Genomic DNA, 16,699 nt, shown 5'->3' on the forward strand with positions numbered 1-16,699 from the left:
AATTCGTACGAATTTTCTTTATCCGTAGTGGGCCAGCATGTCGTGAAGGTCTTCGAGTGAGTTGGCCTCCTGCACCGGCTTGTCGTGGCGCCAGCGTTTCATGCGGGGGAAGCGAAGCGACACCCCGGACTTGTGGCGGGTCGATTCCATGATCCCCTCGAACGCGATCTCGAAGACATGCTCGGGTTTGACCTGCCGCACCGGGCCGAAGCGTTGCAGGGTGTTTTTGCGGACCCATGCAGTGATCTTGCGGAACTCGGTGTCGGTGAGCCCGGAATAGGCCTTGGTGAACGGCACAAGGTCGTTGCCGTCGCGCACGGCGAAGGTGAAATCGGTGAACAGGTTGGCGCGCCGGCCGTGGCCCTGTTGAGCGTAGATCATCACGGCGTCGATGGTCAGGGGATCAAGTTTCCATTTCCACCAATCGCCTTTCTTGCGGCCGGAGTGGTAGGGCGAACCCTTGCGCTTGAGCATGAGACCTTCGGCGCGCGCGTCCCTGGCTTTTGTGCGGATCTCGCGCAGATTGTCCCACGATTGGAAGGAGATGAGCGGGGATTGGCGGATGGGCGCTTCGGGTGCAAGGTCGTGCAACATGGCCTCAAGCCGGGCGCGACGCTCGGCGAAGGGTGTGTCGCGCAGGTCGGTTCCGTTTTCCTCCAACAGGTCGTAGGCGTAGAGGATGACCGGGGCGTCCTTCAGCAACTTCTTCGGCACGGTCTTGCGGCCGATGCGTTTTTGCAGGGCGTTGAAGGACATCGGGCCATCGTCCTGCCAAGCCAGGATTTCGCCGTCGAGCACGGTCCTGGGAGGCAGGTAGTCGCGGGCGCGGGCAAGTTCGGGGAAACGGTCGGTCATCAGTTCTTCGCCGCGGGACCATGTGAAGTGCTCGCCCCCACGCAGAATTAGCTGACCGCGGATGCCGTCCCATTTCCACTCGGCCAGCCAGTCGGCGGGATCGCCCAGCGACTCGGGTTCCTCGTCATCAAGCCCGTAGGCGAGACAGAAGGGATAGGGACGCGAGAGGTCGGCGGTGGCGTCATGCGCCTCGATCAATGCGTTCCAGGACGTGCTGTCGGGGGTCCAGTCGCCCATGAGGCGGTGGGCCAGTTCCGCCTCGTCCCGGTCGGTGGCCTGCGCCAGGGCGCGGGTCATCAGCTTGCGCGAGATTCCGATGCGGAAACCGCCGGTCAGAAGCTTGTTGAAGACGAGACGTTCATGAGGCTGCATCTGGTCCCAGGCGTCGAGGATGGCGGCCTTGCGGGCGTCCTCGGTTTCATGGTCGAGGGCGCGGAGGCGGCCGATCCACGTGGACAGGCTGTCGTCATGGTCGCGCGCCGGGGGCGGCAGGACGAGGGCGATGGTTTCCGACAGGTCGCCGACGATGGGATAGCTTTCCTCGAAGAGCCAGAGCGGGATGCCGGCGCGTTCGGCGGCCCATTCGCGCAGTTTCGTGGTGGTGATGGCGCGGCGGGGGCGGCGGCCGGAAAACAGCGCAACGGTCCAGAGCTTGTCGTCATCGGGCGCGGTGCGGAAATAGTCGGCCAGCGCGGCGACCTTGGTGTTGGTCTTGGTGGTCTGGTCGAGGGTGGTGAAGAGGGTTGTGAAGTCTTTCATGCCGCGCCCTCTGCGTCGTCCGTGGCATCCAGGGACTCGCCGGTAAACTCTGTGGGGACAACCTGGGCGTTCCAGCCATTCTCGCTCAGGTATCGCGCGAAGATATCGGTGTAACCATGTGTTGCGTATATATTTTCGGCGCCCGTTGACTTGATTGCATCGAGCAGGCCGGGCCAGTCGGCATGGTCGGACATGACGAACCCGCGGTCGACGGAACGGCGGCGGCGGACGCCGCGCAGGCGCATCCAGCCCGAGGCGAAGCCGGTGGAGGCCGGACGGAAGCGGCGGGCCCATGTGCTGCCCAGGGCCGAGGGCGGCGCGAGCACGAGGGCGCCGGGGTGATCCTTGGCCTTGAGGTCGGGTGTGACATGCAGGGTATCCGGCAGAGCGAACCCCTGATCGCGAAGGACCGCGTTGGTGTTTTCCACCGCGCCGTGCGTCAGGATGGGACCGATCGAAGGATCGAGCAGCGACAGGACCCGCTGGGCCTTGCCGAGAGAATAGGCCCCAAGAAGCGAGAAGGTGCCGGCGGCGGCATTGGCGGCCCACCAGTCGTTGATCTCACGTGCGGCGTCCTTTTCGGGCGTCCAGGTGAAGACCGGCAGGCCGAAGGTGCATTCGGTGATGAAGCTGTGGCATGGCACCGGCTCGAACGGTTCGGACAGGCGGTCCGCTTCGGTCTTGTAGTCGCCGGAGACGACCCAGACCTCGCCTTCGACTTCGACCCGGATCTGGGCCGAGCCGGGGACGTGGCCGGCGGGGTGAAAAGACACCTGCGCCCCGCCGATTTGGCGCGTTTCGCCGTAATTGACCGTGTCGAGGGTGATTTCGCCCAGGCGGTGCCGCATGACGGGCGCGGCGGCGGCGGTCGAAAGATAGCGGGCGTGGCCGGGCCGGGCGTGGTCGGCGTGGCCATGGGTGATGAGCGCCCGGTCGACGGGGCGCCACGGGTCGATGAAGAAATCTCCGGCGGGGCAGTAGATGCCCTGAGGTTTGAATTCCAGAACCATGTCGGGGAATTAGCGTGCCGGCGCGCGTAGGCCAGAGGATGAATGCTTGCCGTGACGAACAGGCCCGCTATCGTCGGGTGAAACGAGACAGGGGACGAAGAATGCGGTTCGTGAGATACGGGGCACCGGGGCGGGAACAGCCCGGAATGCTGGACGCCGAAGGGCGGGTGCGGGACCTGAGCGGCGTGATGGCCGAGATTTCCGGTGCCGCGTTGGGAGCGTTGCCGAAGCTGGACCCCGAAAAGCTGCCGCTGGTGGACGGCACGCCACGGCTGGGGCCGCCGGTTGCGGGAATCGGCAAGCTTATCGGTATCGGGTTGAATTACAGCGATCATGCCGCGGAGATCGGGATCGAGCCGCCGGCCGAGCCGGTTGTCTTCATGAAAGCCACTTCCAGCATCGTGGGACCGGATGACGATGTGGTGCTGCCGCGCGGATCGACCCATGCGGATTGGGAAGTGGAACTTGGCGTGGTGATCGGGCGCGAGGCGAAATACGTGAGCGAGGCTGAGGCGCTGGATTACGTCGCGGGCTATACGATCGTCAACGATGTGTCCGAGCGGCATTTCCAGACCGAGCGCAGCGGGCAGTGGACCAAGGGCAAGAGTTGCGACACGTTCGGGCCGATCGGGCCGTGGCTGGTGACGCCGGACGCGGTGGGCAACGTGCAAAGCCTTGATATGTCCGCGGATGTGAGCGGGGAGCGGATGCAGACCGGCAACACTTCGACGATGATTTTCACGGTGGCGCAGATCATCGCGCATCTGAGCGAGGTCATGCGGCTGGAGCCCGGAGACGTCATCGCCACCGGCACGCCGCCGGGGGTGGGGATGGGGCGCAACCCCAAGCGTTACCTCAAGCCTGGCGACGTGATGGAGTTGGAGATCCGGGGGCTTGGGCGTCAGCGCCAGACGGTGCGTGCCGATCCCTGACGCTCGCGTAGAAGTCGATCAGCTTGCCGATAAGGGCGTCGCGGATCTGTGGCGCTTCCTGAAGTACCTCGTGACGGGCATCTTCGGCGATTTCCAGTTCGCCGCCGGGCCAGCGTGACATGCGGTCATGAACGCGGGAGACGTCGACGATATCCTCGTCCGACCCAAGCAGGCACAGGCAGGGCAGGTCGGGGGACGGGCGGCGCCACATCTGGCGCGTGCCCATCAGCGATTCGTAGAGCCAGCGCAGGGACGGGCCACCGATGGTCAGTTCCGGGTGCGCGGTAACCTGGGCGATCATGTGCTGGTAGCTTTCGACGTCGGTGGTCAGGCGGTTCTTCTCGAACGGTTCGACCAGCACGTAGCTTTGGGGCGAGGTCCCGGGGGCGTAGACATGGTCGAAGCCCACGCTGCGGCTGCTCCATCCCAGTGACCAGGCAACCGGGCGCAGCGCAGCCGAGATACGGATGCCCCACATCGGCGCGGAAAAGGACGCGCCCGCCACGGGCAGACCGTCCATCACCGATTTGAGCGCGATGCCGCCGCCCATGGAATGGCCCAGAACGAACCACGGTTTCGGCAAGTCGAGCTTTTGCGCGGCGTCAACCATGGCGGCGACGTCGTGCTGGTAGTCGTCGAAATGCAGGACGTGGCCCGACATCTTGTCTTCGATCAGACGGTCGGCCAAGCCCTGACCGCGCCAGTCGACGACCAGCGTGGTCAGGCCCGCGGCGGCGAATTGCCGGACGGTGCGGCCGTATTTCTCGATATACTCGGTACGACCGGGAAAGAGCAGGAGCGTGCCTGCGCTTTCGCCCGAATCGTCCTGCGGACGCCAGAGCCCGAGCCGGATGCGCACCCCGTCGGCAGTGTCGCACCAGAAGGCGCGGCCACCGTCGGGGCCATCGGCAATATCGGAGAAGAAGGGCGCGTCCGTCAGCATGGGGGTTACGACAGGACCGAGCCGAGTTTCATCGCGGTGCCCATGTCGCCGTCGACCGACAGCTTGCCGGACATGAAGGCGGCGGTCGGGTCGAGATCGCCTTCGAGGATGGACTGGAACGTGTCGGCGTCGGCGGTCATGGTGACGTCGGTTTCGTCATTGCCTTCACGCACGCCGGATTCGTCGATCACGATGGAGCCCTCGTTCTCGATCACGAACTTGGCGCTGCCGTCGAAGCTGCCATTCATCTTGGCGGACAGGGCCTCGACCGCGGATTTCGTTACGTCGCTCATGTCAGTTCCTCCAGATTTGATCGACCGGGGGCTTTGATTCCCGGCCATGCGCGCTAAACTGGGTACGTTATGGGCGTTATGAACCGACTTTCCAAATATATCGTCGCGGCAGTTTTGCCGTTAGTCATGTTTTCCTTACCCGCGGCGGCGCAGGATTCGGCGCTCGACCCGCTTTTCGAGCAGTTGAAAGAGGCCGAGCCACAGGAGGCCAACCGAATATCCAAGGAAATCGAGCTGGCCTGGACGCGGTCGGGCTCTGCCACGGCGGACCTGCTGCTGAAACGGGGGCGCGATGCATTGGAGGCGGGCGACACCAAGGCGGCGATCGAGCATTTCACGGCGCTGACCGATCATGCGCCGGATTTCGCCGAAGGGTTCCACATGCGGGCGATGGCCTATGCTGATGCCGAGAAGTTCGGGCCCGCGCTGGCCGACATCGAACGGGCGCTGACGCTGAACCCGCGACATTACAACGCCATCGCAAGCCTTGGCGGGATCCTTTACCACGTCGAGAACTATGAGAAGGCCAAGCAGGCATTCGACCTTGTGCTGGCGTTGCATCCGCATCATCAAGACGTGGAACAGGTCTTGCCGTTGGTCGAACGCGAAATCGGCGGCCGGGACCTGTAAGCACGAGACGACAAGGGGCAAAGCCCATGGGCGAGCAGTCGAGGATCCTGGCGGTCCTGGGCCCGACGAATACCGGGAAGACCCATTTCGCGATTGAACGGATGCTGGGCTATCGCACCGGCGTGATCGGGTTGCCGCTGCGCCTGCTGGCGCGGGAGGTCTATGACAAGATCGTCGCGGTGCGCGGCCCGTCGGTGGTGGCGCTGGTCACCGGCGAGGAACGGATCGTGCCGCCGCGGACGCAATACTGGGTCTGTACGGTCGAGGCGATGCCCGAGGGGATGGGTGCGGATTTCGTCGCGGTGGACGAAATCCAGCTATGTGCCGACCCCGAACGGGGGCATGTCTTCACCGACCGTCTTTTACGGATGCGGGGGCAGAAAGAGACGCAGTTTCTGGGCGCCCATACCATGCGCGGCGCGATTTCGGCGCTGGTGCCGGGGGTGGAATTCGTCGGACGCGAGCGAATGTCCCAACTGACCTACACAGGTTCGAAAAAGATAAGCAAGATGCCCGCGCGCTCGGCGATCGTGGGATTTTCGGTTGAAAATGTATATGCTTTCGCCGAGCTCTTGCGCCGTCAGAAGGGCGGTGCGGCGGTCGTCATGGGCGCGCTGAGCCCCCGGACACGCAATGCGCAGGTGGATCTCTATCAGAATGGCGACGTGGATTACCTGGTCGCCACCGATGCCATCGGGATGGGGCTGAATCTGGATATCAACCACGTCGCGTTCTCGTCCCTGACGAAGTTCGACGGGCGGCGGATGCGCAATCTTGCTCCCAATGAACTGGGCCAGATCGCCGGGCGTGCGGGGCGGGGCATGACCAGTGGCACGTTCGGGGTGACGGGCGAGGCGCCGGAGCTGCCGGACGACATGGCACAGGCGATCATGGATCATCGCTTTACCCCCATTCGCAAGCTGGAATGGCGCAACGCGGCGCTGCAATTCGGGTCGGTCGACGCGTTGATCGCCTCGCTGGAGCAAAAGCCCGAGGATGACTGGCTGGCCCGCGCCCGTGAGGCGGATGACCTTGTCGTGCTGCGCACGCTGGCCGAAGATGCCGAGATTGCCGCGCGGGCCAGCGACGGGGCGTCGGTGCGGCTTTTGTGGGATGTGTGCCGGGTGCCGGATTTTCGCGGGATCAGCCACGCGGAACATGCGGGGCTGCTCGAGCGTATATTCAGTGACCTGCATGAACATGGCCGCGTCAGCGAGGAGTGGCTGGCCGGGCACGTGGCGCGGATCGACCGGACGGACGGGGATATCGACACGCTCTCCAAGCGTTTGGCATATATCCGCACATGGACCTATGTTGCCCAGCGAAAGGGCTGGGTCGGGGACGAAAACCATTGGCGCGGAACGACCCGCGCTGTAGAAGACCGCCTGTCGGACGCGTTGCATGACGCGCTGACGCAAAGATTTGTGGACCGGCGCACCAGCGTGCTGATGCGCCGGCTCAAGCAGAAGGACGCCATCGTGGCCGAAGTGAATGACAAAGGTGAAGTGACCGTCGAAGGCGAATTCGTCGGACGGTTGGAAGGGTTCCGGTTCCGCCAGGACAAGACGGCGGGCGGACAGGAGGCCAAGGCGGTCGCGCAGGCCAGCCTTCAGGCGCTGGCGCCGCATTTCCATCTGCGGGCGGACAAGTTCTACAACGCGCCCGACACCGAGATCGATTTCACCGAACAAGGCGGCCTGATGTGGGGCGAAAGCGCCGTGGGCAAGTTGGTGGCGGGTGCCGATCCGTTGAAGCCACAGGTCGAGGCGTTCGTGGACGACACCGCCGGGCCCGAGGTGATGCAGAAGGTGCAGCGCCGGTTGCAGCATTTCATCGACCGCAAGGTGGCGACGCTGTTCGAGCCGTTGCTGAACATTCAACGCGACGAGGAGCTGACAGGGCTGGCGCGCGGCTTCGGGTTCCAATTGGTGGAGAATTTCGGGATCATCCCGCGCGGCGAGGTGGCCGACGAGGTCAAGGCGCTGGATCAGGATGCCCGTGGGCAACTGCGCAAGCACGGTGTGCGCTTTGGCCAGTTCACGATTTTCATGCCGCTTCTGCTGAAACCCGCGCCGACGCGCCTGCGGCTGGTGCTTTGGTCTTTGAAAATGGGGCTGCTGGAATTCCCCGAGGCGCCGCCGCCGGGGCTGGTGACGGTGCCCGCGGGCACCAGCGCGCCGGGCGGATATCATTCGATGTCGGGCTACCGCGCTGCCGGTGAACGGGCGATCCGTATCGACATGCTGGAGCGTTTGGCGGACATGCTGCGCTCCGAGGACAGTCGCGGTGGCTTTGAGGCCAACGCCGACATGCTGTCGATCACCGGCATGACGCTGGAGCAATTTGCCGACCTGATGCAGGGCCTTGGTTACAAGGCGGAGCAGGGCGAGCGTGAAAAGGTCAAGCCGGTGGATGCGGCGCTGGACGACGCGCCGGAGCCGTCCGAGGCCGGTGCCGGGGAGGAGGCGGACACGGCGGAGGATGCTGGCGAGCAAATTCCCGAGGACGGGCTGGCGCCGGTGACGGAAGTGCCGCCCGAAGACCCGGAAGTCGAGGCGGATATTCCCGAGGTGTCCGAAACCGAAGTGCCGTTGGGCGAGGTGCCGGACGCTGCCAAGGACGAGACCGAGATGGAGGTCTTTTACACCTTCACATGGGCCGGGCGCGCGGCGAAACCCCGGGGCGAGGGCCGCGGCAAGCCGCAGGGCGGCAAGCCCCGTCCCAAAGGCGGTAAACCCAAGGGCAAGCCGCGCCGTGAGGAGGGGGCCAAGAGCTTTTCTTCCAAGCCCGCGAAGAAAGACAAGATCGACCCCGACAATCCGTTCGCAGCGGCCCTTATGGGGCTGAAGGACAAGTCCTGACATGAGCGATCCGGGCCAGCCGAAGATCCGGCTGGACAAGTGGCTGTGGCATGCGCGGTTTTTCAAGACCCGCAGCCTGGCCACGAAATTGGTGACCGGCGGGCATGTGCGGGTCAACGCGCAAAGGGTGTCCAAGGCGTCCGCGTCGGTACGGCCCGGAGATGTTCTGACCTTTCCCAAAGAGCACGACATCCGCGTGATCCGCATCCTTGCGGTGGGCGAACGCAGAGGCCCGGCGCCCGAGGCGCAGGCGCTGTATGACGACCTTGACCCGCCAAAGCCCCGGGACAGGTTGGCCGAGCCGCACACCCCGCGATACGAGGGCAAGGGGCGCCCGACGAAAAAGGACCGACGCAAGATGGATCGTGAAACGCGTTCGTGAGCCGCGATTGCGCGTCTGGCGCTTGAATGATCCGCCGGACTGGATTACGTGACCCTGAACAGATCAGGACCGGGGCGAAAGATGACCTATATCGTCAATGACAGTTGCATCGCGTGCAAATACACCGACTGCGTCGAGGTGTGCCCCGTGGATTGTTTCTACGAGGGTGAGAACATGCTGGTGATCCACCCCGACGAATGCATCGACTGTGGCGTGTGCGAGCCTGAATGCCCGGCAGACGCGATCCGTCCCGACACCGAGCCAGACATGGAGAAATGGGTGGAGTTCAACCGCAAATACTCTGAAATGTGGCCGGTGATTGTGACGAAGAAGGATCCGCTGCCGGAGGCGGACGAGCGCGACGGGGAAGAGGGCAAGCTGGAGAAGTACTTCTCGGAAGCGCCGGGCGAAGGCGGCTGAAGGTGCTTCGTTCAGATTAAACCGATTCGTTTGATCAAACGATCAGGGCCTCATGTTTTGCCTGAAGAGATCGCTGTAACACCCTGACGTTTCAGGTGTAATCAGTCTGATGCGTAGAGGCCGCTTTCTGTGGCCCGTTTTTTGTGATACACTATCGTTACAAATGTAGACACCGCCCATATATTATCCATCTGCCCGCGCTGACGCATGGGAGGTGGATTTCTTTGTGCTTGACGCCAGACCCTGATGGCCCGCCGCCCCGGGAGATGCTCCGCCAAGTTTGAACTGGGAAGCTTGCGAGGAAAACCTGAATGAGCAAATCGAAGAAGTCCGAGTTTCGCCCTGACGATTACGTTGTGTACCCTGCGCACGGCGTTGGCCAGATCATGTCGATCGAGAAGCAGGATATCGCCGGGATCGAACTGGAACTGTTCGTGATCTCGTTCGAAAAGGACAAGATGACGCTACGGGTTCCGACCCACAAGGCGACCGAAATCGGCATGCGCAGCCTGTCGAGCCCCGACGTGGTGTCGAAGGCGATGACCACGCTGAAAGGCAAGGCCAAGGTGAAAAAGGCGATGTGGTCGCGTCGGGCGCAGGAATACGAACAGAAGATCAATTCGGGCGACCTGATCGCGATTGCCGAGGTGGTGCGCGACCTGCATCGCACGGACGACCAGCGCGAGCAGAGCTATTCCGAGCGCCAGTTGTACGAGGCGGCGCTGGAGCGTCTGACCCGCGAAGTGGCCGCCGTCAGCGGTGGCGACGAGGTGCAGGCGGCCAAGGAAGTCGACGAGGTCTTGATCTCGCGCGCGGCCTGATACGGATCGGAAATTGAAGGGAAAGGCCGTGCCGAAGGGTGCGGCCTTTTCTTTTCTGCGCTGATCGGAGAGATCCCGGATCAAGTCCGGGATCGCATTTGATGACCATGTATGCGCAGGTAAAACGCCAGCCTATGCTTCCTTGCGGTCGTTGGAAATGTCGTCTGCGGCCTTCTCCTCGAGCTGTGACAGAAGCATGGTCTGCAATTCCGCCTCCAACTCCTTGGCGCGCTTGATATAGGCGCCGTTCTGGATGGTTGGAATGTTGGGGTCCCACAAGGCGGCGAGGTCGCGGACAGAGTCGCGGTCGTGGTGGTAGAAGGTCTTTTGCAACTCTGCCGCCTCGAACTCCGTGAGCCCCATGTTTTCCAGCACATAGCGCCCGGCCCGGAGGGAGCTGTCGAAAAGTTCCCGCACGATGTCGTCTGCGCCGGCCTTGTAAAGGCGGAAAACGTGGGTGCGGTCGCGGGCGCGGGCCACGATATGCAGGTCGGGCCGCTCGCGCCGGGCAAAGGCCACGAGGCGGGTGGTGGCGTCCGCGTCGTCGAGCGCGGCCACGAGCACCTTGGCATCGGCAAGACCAGCCGCGTGCAGCAGGTCGGGCCGGCCGGGATCGCCCAGAAAGCCCTTGATGCCGAAGCGGCGCATCCGCTGGATCGCGGCAAGGTCGTGATCGAGAACGACCGTCTCGAACCCCGAGGAGCGGACCATGCGGTTGACCACCTGCCCGAAGCGACCGATGCCGGCGATGATCACGGGGCCTTTTGCGTCGATCTCGTCGGGTTCCTGGGCCTCGGACGGATCGATCATGCGGGGGGCCAGATAATCGTAGAGAATGAAGAGCAGCGGCGTGATTAGCATGGAAATGGCGATGACCAGCAGCAGCGTCTCGCGCAGTTCGGGCGGGATCACGTTGTTCTGACCCGAGAAATTGATCAGCACGAAGCCGAACTCGCCTGCCTGGGCAAGGCCCAACGTGAAGAGCCAGAGGTTGCGCCCCTTAAGGCCGAAGATCCGGCCCAGCCCGTAGAGGATGCTGCCCTTGATCAGGATGATGGCAAAGGCCAGCCCCATGATCGTGAAGAACGAGGCGAAGAGGATCGAGAAGTTGATGCCCGCGCCCACGGTGATGAAGAAGAGGCCCAGAAGCAGGCCCTTGAAAGGCTCGATATCGCTTTCCAGCTCGTGCCGGAACTCGGACGAGGCAAGGACGACGCCCGCGAGGAAAGCGCCGAGAGCGGGTGAGAGACCCACGAGGTTCATCACGAAAGCGATGCCCACGACGATCAACAGCGCCAGCGCGGTATACATTTCGCGCAGACGGGCGTGATGGATGAAACGAAACACCGGGCGGGTGGCGTAGACGCCGAAGATGATGATGCCGGCCACCGCGCCCAGTGTCAGAAGGGTCACGCCCCAGGCGGGCAGGCTGTCAATCATGGACTGCGCAACCTGGACCGGCGCGCCTCCGTGGTCGCCCTCGGCGGTGTGGCCCTCGTCAGCCAGCCGTTGCAGGGTTTCGCCCAAGATCATGTCCGGCGTCTTGGGCAGGGCCAGAAGCGGCAGGAAAGCCAGCATCGGGATGACGGCGATGTCCTGTGTCAGCAGAACAGAGAAGGTCGATCGCCCGCCGCCGGTTTGCATAAGGCCCTTCTCCGACAGGGTTTGCAGAACGATGGCGGTCGAGGACAGCGCGAAGACCATGCCGATGGCCAGCGCCACGGACCACACCACGCCGAGCGCCATGCAGCCAAGCATCACCGCTGCAGTGGTCAGCGTGATCTGGAGGCCCCCCAGTCCGATCAGCTTGTGCCGCATGTCCCAGAGCGCTTTGGGTTCCAGCTCCAGCCCGATGATGAAGAGCATCATGACCACGCCGAACTCGGCGAAATGCTGCAATTCCTCGGCGTCGTGGCCGCCCAGGAGGCCGGGAATGTGGCCGATGGCGATACCGGCGGCGAGATAGCCAAGAACCGAGCCCAGCCCCAGCCGGGCGGCGAGCGGCACCGCGATCACGGCGGCGGCGAGGAAAACGGTGGCCTGAAAGAAAAACCCTTCCATGGGACTCCTGCGAAGTTTTCGGGAGTGGGGCGACGCGCCGCCACGGTCAGAGTATGCGTTGCGGGTGACACTTGTGCAAACGGCTTGGCACTGGATCGGAACGTGGCCGCTGTTTTTTTAGCCACTGGTCCATTCGGTGCGCCTTTTGCCGATGTTCAGAGTATATAAAATAGCGGGTGTGCCTTGCTTTTCGGGCAAACCAACTATGCGACTGTCAGTCGGGGACGGGGTCAGCCGCGCGGCATGGTGAGCGTGACCGAGCGCCCAGATTTCACGTAGCGCAGTTCGCTGGTTCCGATGGCGGCGACGCGCCCGCCGTCGAGCCGGTCGCCGACCTTGACCTTCTTGTAGCTGCCATTCGCCAGCCGCACGAGGGCGCGGCGGTTGGAGTTGCTGCCGTAGACGCCGATCAGGTTGACCCGGCGCATACGCAGCGCGTTCTTTTCAGTCGCGGCGCGGGCGACCGTGGTCGGCGTAGGGCCGCTGGGCGAAATGCGCTGATTGCGGGGCACGGCAGTGGCGGCGGTGCGGGCTTCTTGCTGTTCGGCAAGGCGCTTGCTGCGCTGGACGATGCGGTCGAAGTTGCGGGGACGGACGTTGGGCTTGACCGACACCTTGACCGCCTGGGCCGTCGCCCCGGCAAAGGGGTCGGGGGCGGGAACCGCGGCAGCGGCCTGGACCGCGGCGTTGACCGCCTCGGGGTCGGGCGAGACTGCCTCTGACGTGGCCGCCGCAGCTGCTTCGGCGGCAGCCTGTTCTGCCAATTGCTGGGCGCTTTGAGGGCGCAGGCGGGGGCGCAGGGAGGCAAGCTCGTCCCGGGTGCGACCGCCGAGCGTTTCGCGCTGATTGGTTTCGGCAAGGTCGCCGGGGCGGACGCGGGGACGCAGCGCGGCGATGCGTTCAAGCGCTTCGATGCGCGCGGCGGCCTCGGCCGGGTCCTCGCCCGGCTGAGCAAGGGTTTCTGCCGGGCGGTCAGGGGGCACGAGCGCGGGCTGACCGGCATAGACCAACACGCCGTCGGGGCTCGTTGCGCCTTCGGGGGTTGGCTGAACGAGGCCGCGCGTGTCCATGGTGAACATGGTGTCGGCGGCGGCCGGATCGGCGGGGGTGTCGGGGCGTGTGTCGCCGCGCAGGCTTTCGGGGGCGGGCAGGGCGACGGCGTCCTGTTCGACGACTTTCGGATCGATCGAGGTAAGGTAGAAATCGTCGAGCGTTTGTGCTCCGGGATCGGAGGGCGCGTCCGGGGCGCGTTGCCAGATGCCGGTGACGGCGTAGCGGGTGCGTGCCTGCTGATCGGTCAGTTCGGCCGGGCTTGGCTCTGGCTGCGGGTCGGCGCGGGTTGGCTCTGCGCCGTCGGAGGTGACGCCGGGCAAGGCGGCGAGAACGCTTTCGCCGTCCTCTTCGGCCTCGGTTTCGGGCGCGGTGGCGGTGTCGCCGGGCGGCAGTTCGGCGTCGGGGGTGGCGGCGATCTGTTCCTGGGGATCGGGATCGCCGCGCAAGACACGAGAAATGCCGTCTTCGAGGAAGATCGAGGCCCAGGCGGCCACACCTACGAGGAAGATCAGCAGAACGGCGGTGAGGATCAGACCGAGGAAGCGCGGCTTGCCCCCGACGGAGGCGGATTTGCGCGCGCCGAAGACGGTCATGCGTTGGCGTTCCTGCTCGCGCTGGGCCTCGGGAGTGGGCCGCGTGGCGGTGCGCGCGGCTTGACGCTTGTCGGGCTTGGGGGCCTTTCGGCGGGAGAAGAAGGAGAGCGGGCCGGAGGGCGGCGCGGCGGAGGGGGACGACCTCGCAACTGCGGGTGCCGCGAGGGGGGCATTGGGCGTATCATCGGGAAGATCGAAAGGCGCCGGGTCGGTGCGGTCGGCCATGAAGGCCGGCGGCGGGGGAATGTCGGCGCCATCGTCAGGGTCATCGGGGACAGGCGCGGCCGCCACTCCGTCGTCCTGAGGCAGGTCGTCATCCGCCGGGGCGAGACGGCTGTCGTCGGAGGGACGCAGCGATGCGCCGATTCGCGCGGCGGCGTCCGCCGGCAGTGCGTCCTGAGGCCTGCCGGTTACCTTGGCGGCGGCGGTGTCGGCGGTCGGGGGCGGTGCCGCGGTAAGCGTGGGTTCGGCGCGGGGCGCCTCGCTGGCTGGTGTTTCGGCGGACGGGGTCGCGGCATCGCGTGTTGCACCGGTCAGGCGGCGCGGTACCGTGGGCAGCTCGTCGCGCCGGGCGCGGATCGAGCTGAAGGCGACGGCTGGCGCGGCATCGGGCGCGGGCGGGTCGGCGGGCTTTTCCGCGACAGCCTCGGCACCTTCGTTCTGCGTTTCAGGGCCAGTGTCCTTGGGGCTGGCCTGTGTGACAGCATCCTCGTCGCCAAGCCCTGGTGTGGGGCTTGGGGGAATGTCCGGGTCCGGTGTCGGCGTCGGTTCGGGCGGGATGTCAGGCACCGGATCGGTGTCGGGCTCGATCTCGGGGTCCGGCGCGGGGGGCGTGCCGGGTACGGGCGGAACCTCGGGTTCGGGCTGTGGCGGAAGGTCCGGCTGTGGCGCAGGCGGTACCTCGGGCCGTGGCGGCGGCGGGAGGTCGGGTTCGGGCGTTGGCGGCACCTCCGGATCGGGCGATGCGCCGGCTTCGGGTGCGCCTTCGAGGTCGGCCTCGGGTGCGGCGTCCGCCGTTGCGGCGGGCATGGGGGCGATGCCGATGACGCGGATCGCGGCGGTGTCGCGGTCGATGCGCCCGCCTTCAGGCAGAAGGGAGGGTGCGGCTTTGGTTTCGCCGAACCATGGCTCGCCAACGAAATCGCGGCCCTCGGGAACAGCGACGAAACAAAGCGGGTTGAAGCCGTGTTCGGTGGCGAAGGCCTCGGCCTCGGTCAGGGTTTCGCGGGCGACGGCGGCGACATGCACCTGCCCGGCGGAGATCGACCAGTCATAGGCCAGATCGTCGACCGCGTAGGGTGTCGCTCCGTTGAGCGCGCGGTGTACGGCAGGGGCGATCTCGTCCGCTTCGAGCCCTTCCGAGTCGAACTGAATAAAGCGTATCTGGTCGTTGGGGACGACCAGCTTGGAGCGGATAGGATTGCTGTCGAGGTCTTCCGCTCGCTGGCGGAGGTCCGAGAGCGCGCCGGTCAGGTCCGTGTTGTCGAGGCTGACCTCACCCACCATGTGCCAGCCGGGGAAGGCACGATGCAGAAGGCTGATGCCTTCAAAGGACAGGGTCAGGGCAAAATTCGGTTTCATTTACAACGCTCTGGCACCACGGACCCGGCAGGGGGTTCCCCCTGCCGCCGTTGGATTCTACAGCAGCTTACCGCCGAGGGAAAGGCAAACACCGATCACGAATTTCGCGATCGGCGGAGACCCCCGGCGGTCAGGCGCTGGCCTTGGCCAGAGCCTGTTCCAGATCTGCGATGATGTCGTCCGCATCCTCGCAGCCGATCGAGATACGCACCACGTTGGGCGCCGCCCCGGCCGCCGTCTGCTGTTCCGGGGTCAGCTGGCGGTGGGTGGTAGAGGCCGAGTGGATGATGAGCGAGCGGGTGTCGCCGAGGTTGGCGACGTGACTGAAGAGCTCGAGATTGTCCACCAATTTGACGCAGCCCTCGTAGCCCGATTTCAACGCGACGGTGAAAAGCCCGCCCGCGCCCTTGGGGCAGACGGTCTTGACGCGCTTGTGATAGGGCGAGGATTTGAGCCCGGCATAGGTGACCGCCTCGACCGCGTCGTGCTTTTCCAGCCAGGCGGCGACGGTTTCGGCGTTCTCGACGTGTTTCTGCATGCGCAGGGACAGCGTCTCGATCCCCATCAGGGTGTAATGCGCGGCTTGCGGGTTCAGCGTCATGCCGAGATCGCGCAGGCCGATGGCGATACCGTGGAAGGTAAAGGCGAGCGGGCCGAAGGTCTCGTGGAACTTCAGGCCGTGATAGGCGGGTTCGGGTTCCGAGAGGGACGGGAACTTGTCGGAGGCGGACCAGTCGAACGTGCCGGAATCCACCACGACACCGCCGGTGACGGTGCCGTTGCCGGTAAGGAACTTGGTCATGGAATGCACGACCAGCGTCGCGCCATGTTCGATCGGGCGGCAGAGGTAAGGCGTGGCCGACGTGTTGTCGACGATCAGCGGCAGGCCGGCGGCATCGGCGACGTCGGCCACGGCGCGCAGGTCGGCGATGTGGCCGCCCGGGTTGGCGATGGATTCGCAGAAGACGGCGCGGGTGTCATCGTCGATGGCCGCCTTGATGGCGTCCATGTCGTCGATATCGACGAACTTGGCCGACCAGCCGAAGCGCTTGATGGTCTGGCTGAACTGCGTGACCGAACCGCCGTAGAGGCGGGTGGAGACGACCACGTTCTTGCCCGGACCCATTAGCGGGAAAAGCGCCATGATCTGGGCGGCGTGCCCCGATGAACAGCAGACGGCGCCGGCGCCTCCCTCGAGCGTGGCGACGCGTTCCTGAAGCACGGCCACGGTGGGGTTGGTCAGGCGGGAATAGATGAAGCCGACTTCCTGAAGGTTGAACAGGGCGGCGGCATGTTCGGCGTCGCGGAACACGTAGGCGGTCGACTGGTAGATCGGCGTCTGGCGCGCGCCTGTGGCCGGGTCGGGCCGGGCGCCGGCGTGGATTTGCAGTGTGTCGAAGCCGAACTGGTGGATGCGGTCGTCGTCGGACATGGAAAGCCTCCCTTATGGCGTTTGTCATTTGGGTAAGCGATGGCGGGACGCAGGACAAGCGTATTGCGTCCGG

13 protein-coding genes are annotated in these 16,699 nt (G+C 65.0%); 6 read left to right on the plus strand and 7 right to left on the minus strand.

Annotation, left to right across the window (positions count from 1 at the left end; translation table 11 throughout):
• Positions 1-18: 18 nt before the first annotated feature.
• Positions 19-1,614, minus strand: coding sequence for an ATP-dependent DNA ligase (locus RBB18_RS11720; protein WP_306110687.1), 1,596 nt, complete (start codon positions 1,612-1,614; stop codon positions 19-21).
• Entirely contained in the window at positions 1,611-2,624 is a 1,014-nt protein-coding gene (locus RBB18_RS11725) for a ligase-associated DNA damage response exonuclease (protein WP_306110688.1), read from the minus strand. The genes RBB18_RS11720 and RBB18_RS11725 overlap by 4 nt, the downstream gene beginning before the upstream one ends.
• Before the next feature lie 101 nt (positions 2,625-2,725).
• Between RBB18_RS11725 and RBB18_RS11730 the strand changes: the two genes are divergently transcribed.
• The gene (locus RBB18_RS11730; RefSeq protein WP_103762412.1) at positions 2,726-3,556 is read left to right on the plus strand and encodes a fumarylacetoacetate hydrolase family protein; all 831 of its coding nucleotides are present in this window, start codon (positions 2,726-2,728) and stop codon (positions 3,554-3,556) included.
• Here the strand turns inward: RBB18_RS11730 and RBB18_RS11735 are convergent.
• Positions 3,480-4,499, minus strand: a complete 1,020-nt coding sequence (locus RBB18_RS11735; RefSeq protein WP_342749718.1) for an alpha/beta hydrolase — start codon at positions 4,497-4,499, stop codon at positions 3,480-3,482. The two genes, RBB18_RS11730 and RBB18_RS11735, sit on opposite strands and share 77 nt — an antisense overlap.
• A gap of 5 nt (positions 4,500-4,504) precedes the next feature.
• The gene (locus RBB18_RS11740; protein ID WP_057792812.1) at positions 4,505-4,792 is read right to left on the minus strand and encodes an SCP2 sterol-binding domain-containing protein; all 288 of its coding nucleotides are present in this window, start codon (positions 4,790-4,792) and stop codon (positions 4,505-4,507) included.
• Positions 4,793-4,918: 126 nt separating this feature from the next.
• Between RBB18_RS11740 and RBB18_RS11745 the strand changes: the two genes are divergently transcribed.
• The 5 genes from RBB18_RS11745 (at position 4,919) to RBB18_RS11765 (ending at position 9,906) form a co-directional block, all read left to right on the plus strand.
• A complete protein-coding gene (locus RBB18_RS11745; RefSeq protein ID WP_245890433.1) occupies positions 4,919-5,422 on the plus strand; it encodes a tetratricopeptide repeat protein in 504 nt (167 codons plus the stop codon).
• Between the two features lie 26 nt (positions 5,423-5,448).
• Positions 5,449-8,283 (plus strand): helicase-related protein, encoded by a 2,835-nt coding sequence (locus RBB18_RS11750; protein ID WP_306110689.1) that lies wholly within the window; start codon positions 5,449-5,451, stop codon positions 8,281-8,283.
• Position 8,284: 1 nt separating this feature from the next.
• Positions 8,285-8,665: an RNA-binding S4 domain-containing protein gene (locus RBB18_RS11755; protein ID WP_306110690.1), complete on the plus strand. Its 381-nt coding sequence runs from the start codon at positions 8,285-8,287 to the stop codon at positions 8,663-8,665.
• 81 nt (positions 8,666-8,746) lie between these two features.
• Positions 8,747-9,085, plus strand: coding sequence for a ferredoxin FdxA (fdxA, locus tag RBB18_RS11760; protein WP_103762415.1), 339 nt, complete (start codon positions 8,747-8,749; stop codon positions 9,083-9,085).
• 311 nt (positions 9,086-9,396) lie between these two features.
• Positions 9,397-9,906: a CarD family transcriptional regulator gene (locus RBB18_RS11765; RefSeq protein ID WP_103762416.1), complete on the plus strand. Its 510-nt coding sequence runs from the start codon at positions 9,397-9,399 to the stop codon at positions 9,904-9,906.
• Between the two features lie 132 nt (positions 9,907-10,038).
• On the opposite strand, the gene RBB18_RS11770 is transcribed toward RBB18_RS11765, so the two are convergent.
• From RBB18_RS11770 to RBB18_RS11780, 3 genes are all read right to left on the minus strand, one after another.
• On the minus strand, positions 10,039-11,967 hold the full coding sequence (locus RBB18_RS11770) for a cation:proton antiporter (RefSeq protein WP_103762417.1): 1,929 nt from the start codon (positions 11,965-11,967) through the stop codon (positions 10,039-10,041).
• Between the two features lie 230 nt (positions 11,968-12,197).
• On the minus strand, positions 12,198-15,194 hold the full coding sequence (locus tag RBB18_RS11775; protein ID WP_306121249.1) for a hypothetical protein: 2,997 nt from the start codon (positions 15,192-15,194) through the stop codon (positions 12,198-12,200).
• 130 nt (positions 15,195-15,324) lie between these two features.
• A complete protein-coding gene (locus RBB18_RS11780; RefSeq protein WP_103762419.1) occupies positions 15,325-16,626 on the minus strand; it encodes an O-acetylhomoserine aminocarboxypropyltransferase/cysteine synthase family protein in 1,302 nt (433 codons plus the stop codon).
• Positions 16,627-16,699: the final 73 nt, after the last annotated feature.

Source organism: Roseovarius sp. MMSF_3298 (assembly GCF_030733705.1).
Lineage (GTDB): Bacteria > Pseudomonadota > Alphaproteobacteria > Rhodobacterales > Rhodobacteraceae > Roseovarius > Roseovarius confluentis.

Excerpts from the sequence above, each read along its gene's own strand:
- RBB18_RS11725 (WP_306110688.1), bottom strand. The coding sequence starts at position 2,624 with ATGGTTCTGGAATTCAAACCTCAGGGCATCTACTGCCCCGCCGGAGAT.
- RBB18_RS11770 (WP_103762417.1), bottom strand. The coding sequence starts at position 11,967 with ATGGAAGGGTTTTTCTTTCAGGCCACCGTTTTCCTCGCCGCCGCCGTG.
- RBB18_RS11755 (WP_306110690.1), top strand. The coding sequence starts at position 8,285 with ATGAGCGATCCGGGCCAGCCGAAGATCCGGCTGGACAAGTGGCTGTGG.
- RBB18_RS11750 (WP_306110689.1), top strand. The coding sequence starts at position 5,449 with ATGGGCGAGCAGTCGAGGATCCTGGCGGTCCTGGGCCCGACGAATACC.
- RBB18_RS11780 (WP_103762419.1), bottom strand. The coding sequence starts at position 16,626 with ATGTCCGACGACGACCGCATCCACCAGTTCGGCTTCGACACACTGCAA.
- fdxA (WP_103762415.1), top strand. The coding sequence starts at position 8,747 with ATGACCTATATCGTCAATGACAGTTGCATCGCGTGCAAATACACCGAC.
- RBB18_RS11735 (WP_342749718.1), bottom strand. The coding sequence starts at position 4,499 with ATGCTGACGGACGCGCCCTTCTTCTCCGATATTGCCGATGGCCCCGAC.
- RBB18_RS11730 (WP_103762412.1), top strand. The coding sequence starts at position 2,726 with ATGCGGTTCGTGAGATACGGGGCACCGGGGCGGGAACAGCCCGGAATG.
- RBB18_RS11720 (WP_306110687.1), bottom strand. The coding sequence starts at position 1,614 with ATGAAAGACTTCACAACCCTCTTCACCACCCTCGACCAGACCACCAAG.
- RBB18_RS11775 (WP_306121249.1), bottom strand. The coding sequence starts at position 15,194 with ATGAAACCGAATTTTGCCCTGACCCTGTCCTTTGAAGGCATCAGCCTT.
- RBB18_RS11740 (WP_057792812.1), bottom strand. The coding sequence starts at position 4,792 with ATGAGCGACGTAACGAAATCCGCGGTCGAGGCCCTGTCCGCCAAGATG.
- RBB18_RS11745 (WP_245890433.1), top strand. The coding sequence starts at position 4,919 with ATGTTTTCCTTACCCGCGGCGGCGCAGGATTCGGCGCTCGACCCGCTT.
- RBB18_RS11765 (WP_103762416.1), top strand. The coding sequence starts at position 9,397 with ATGAGCAAATCGAAGAAGTCCGAGTTTCGCCCTGACGATTACGTTGTG.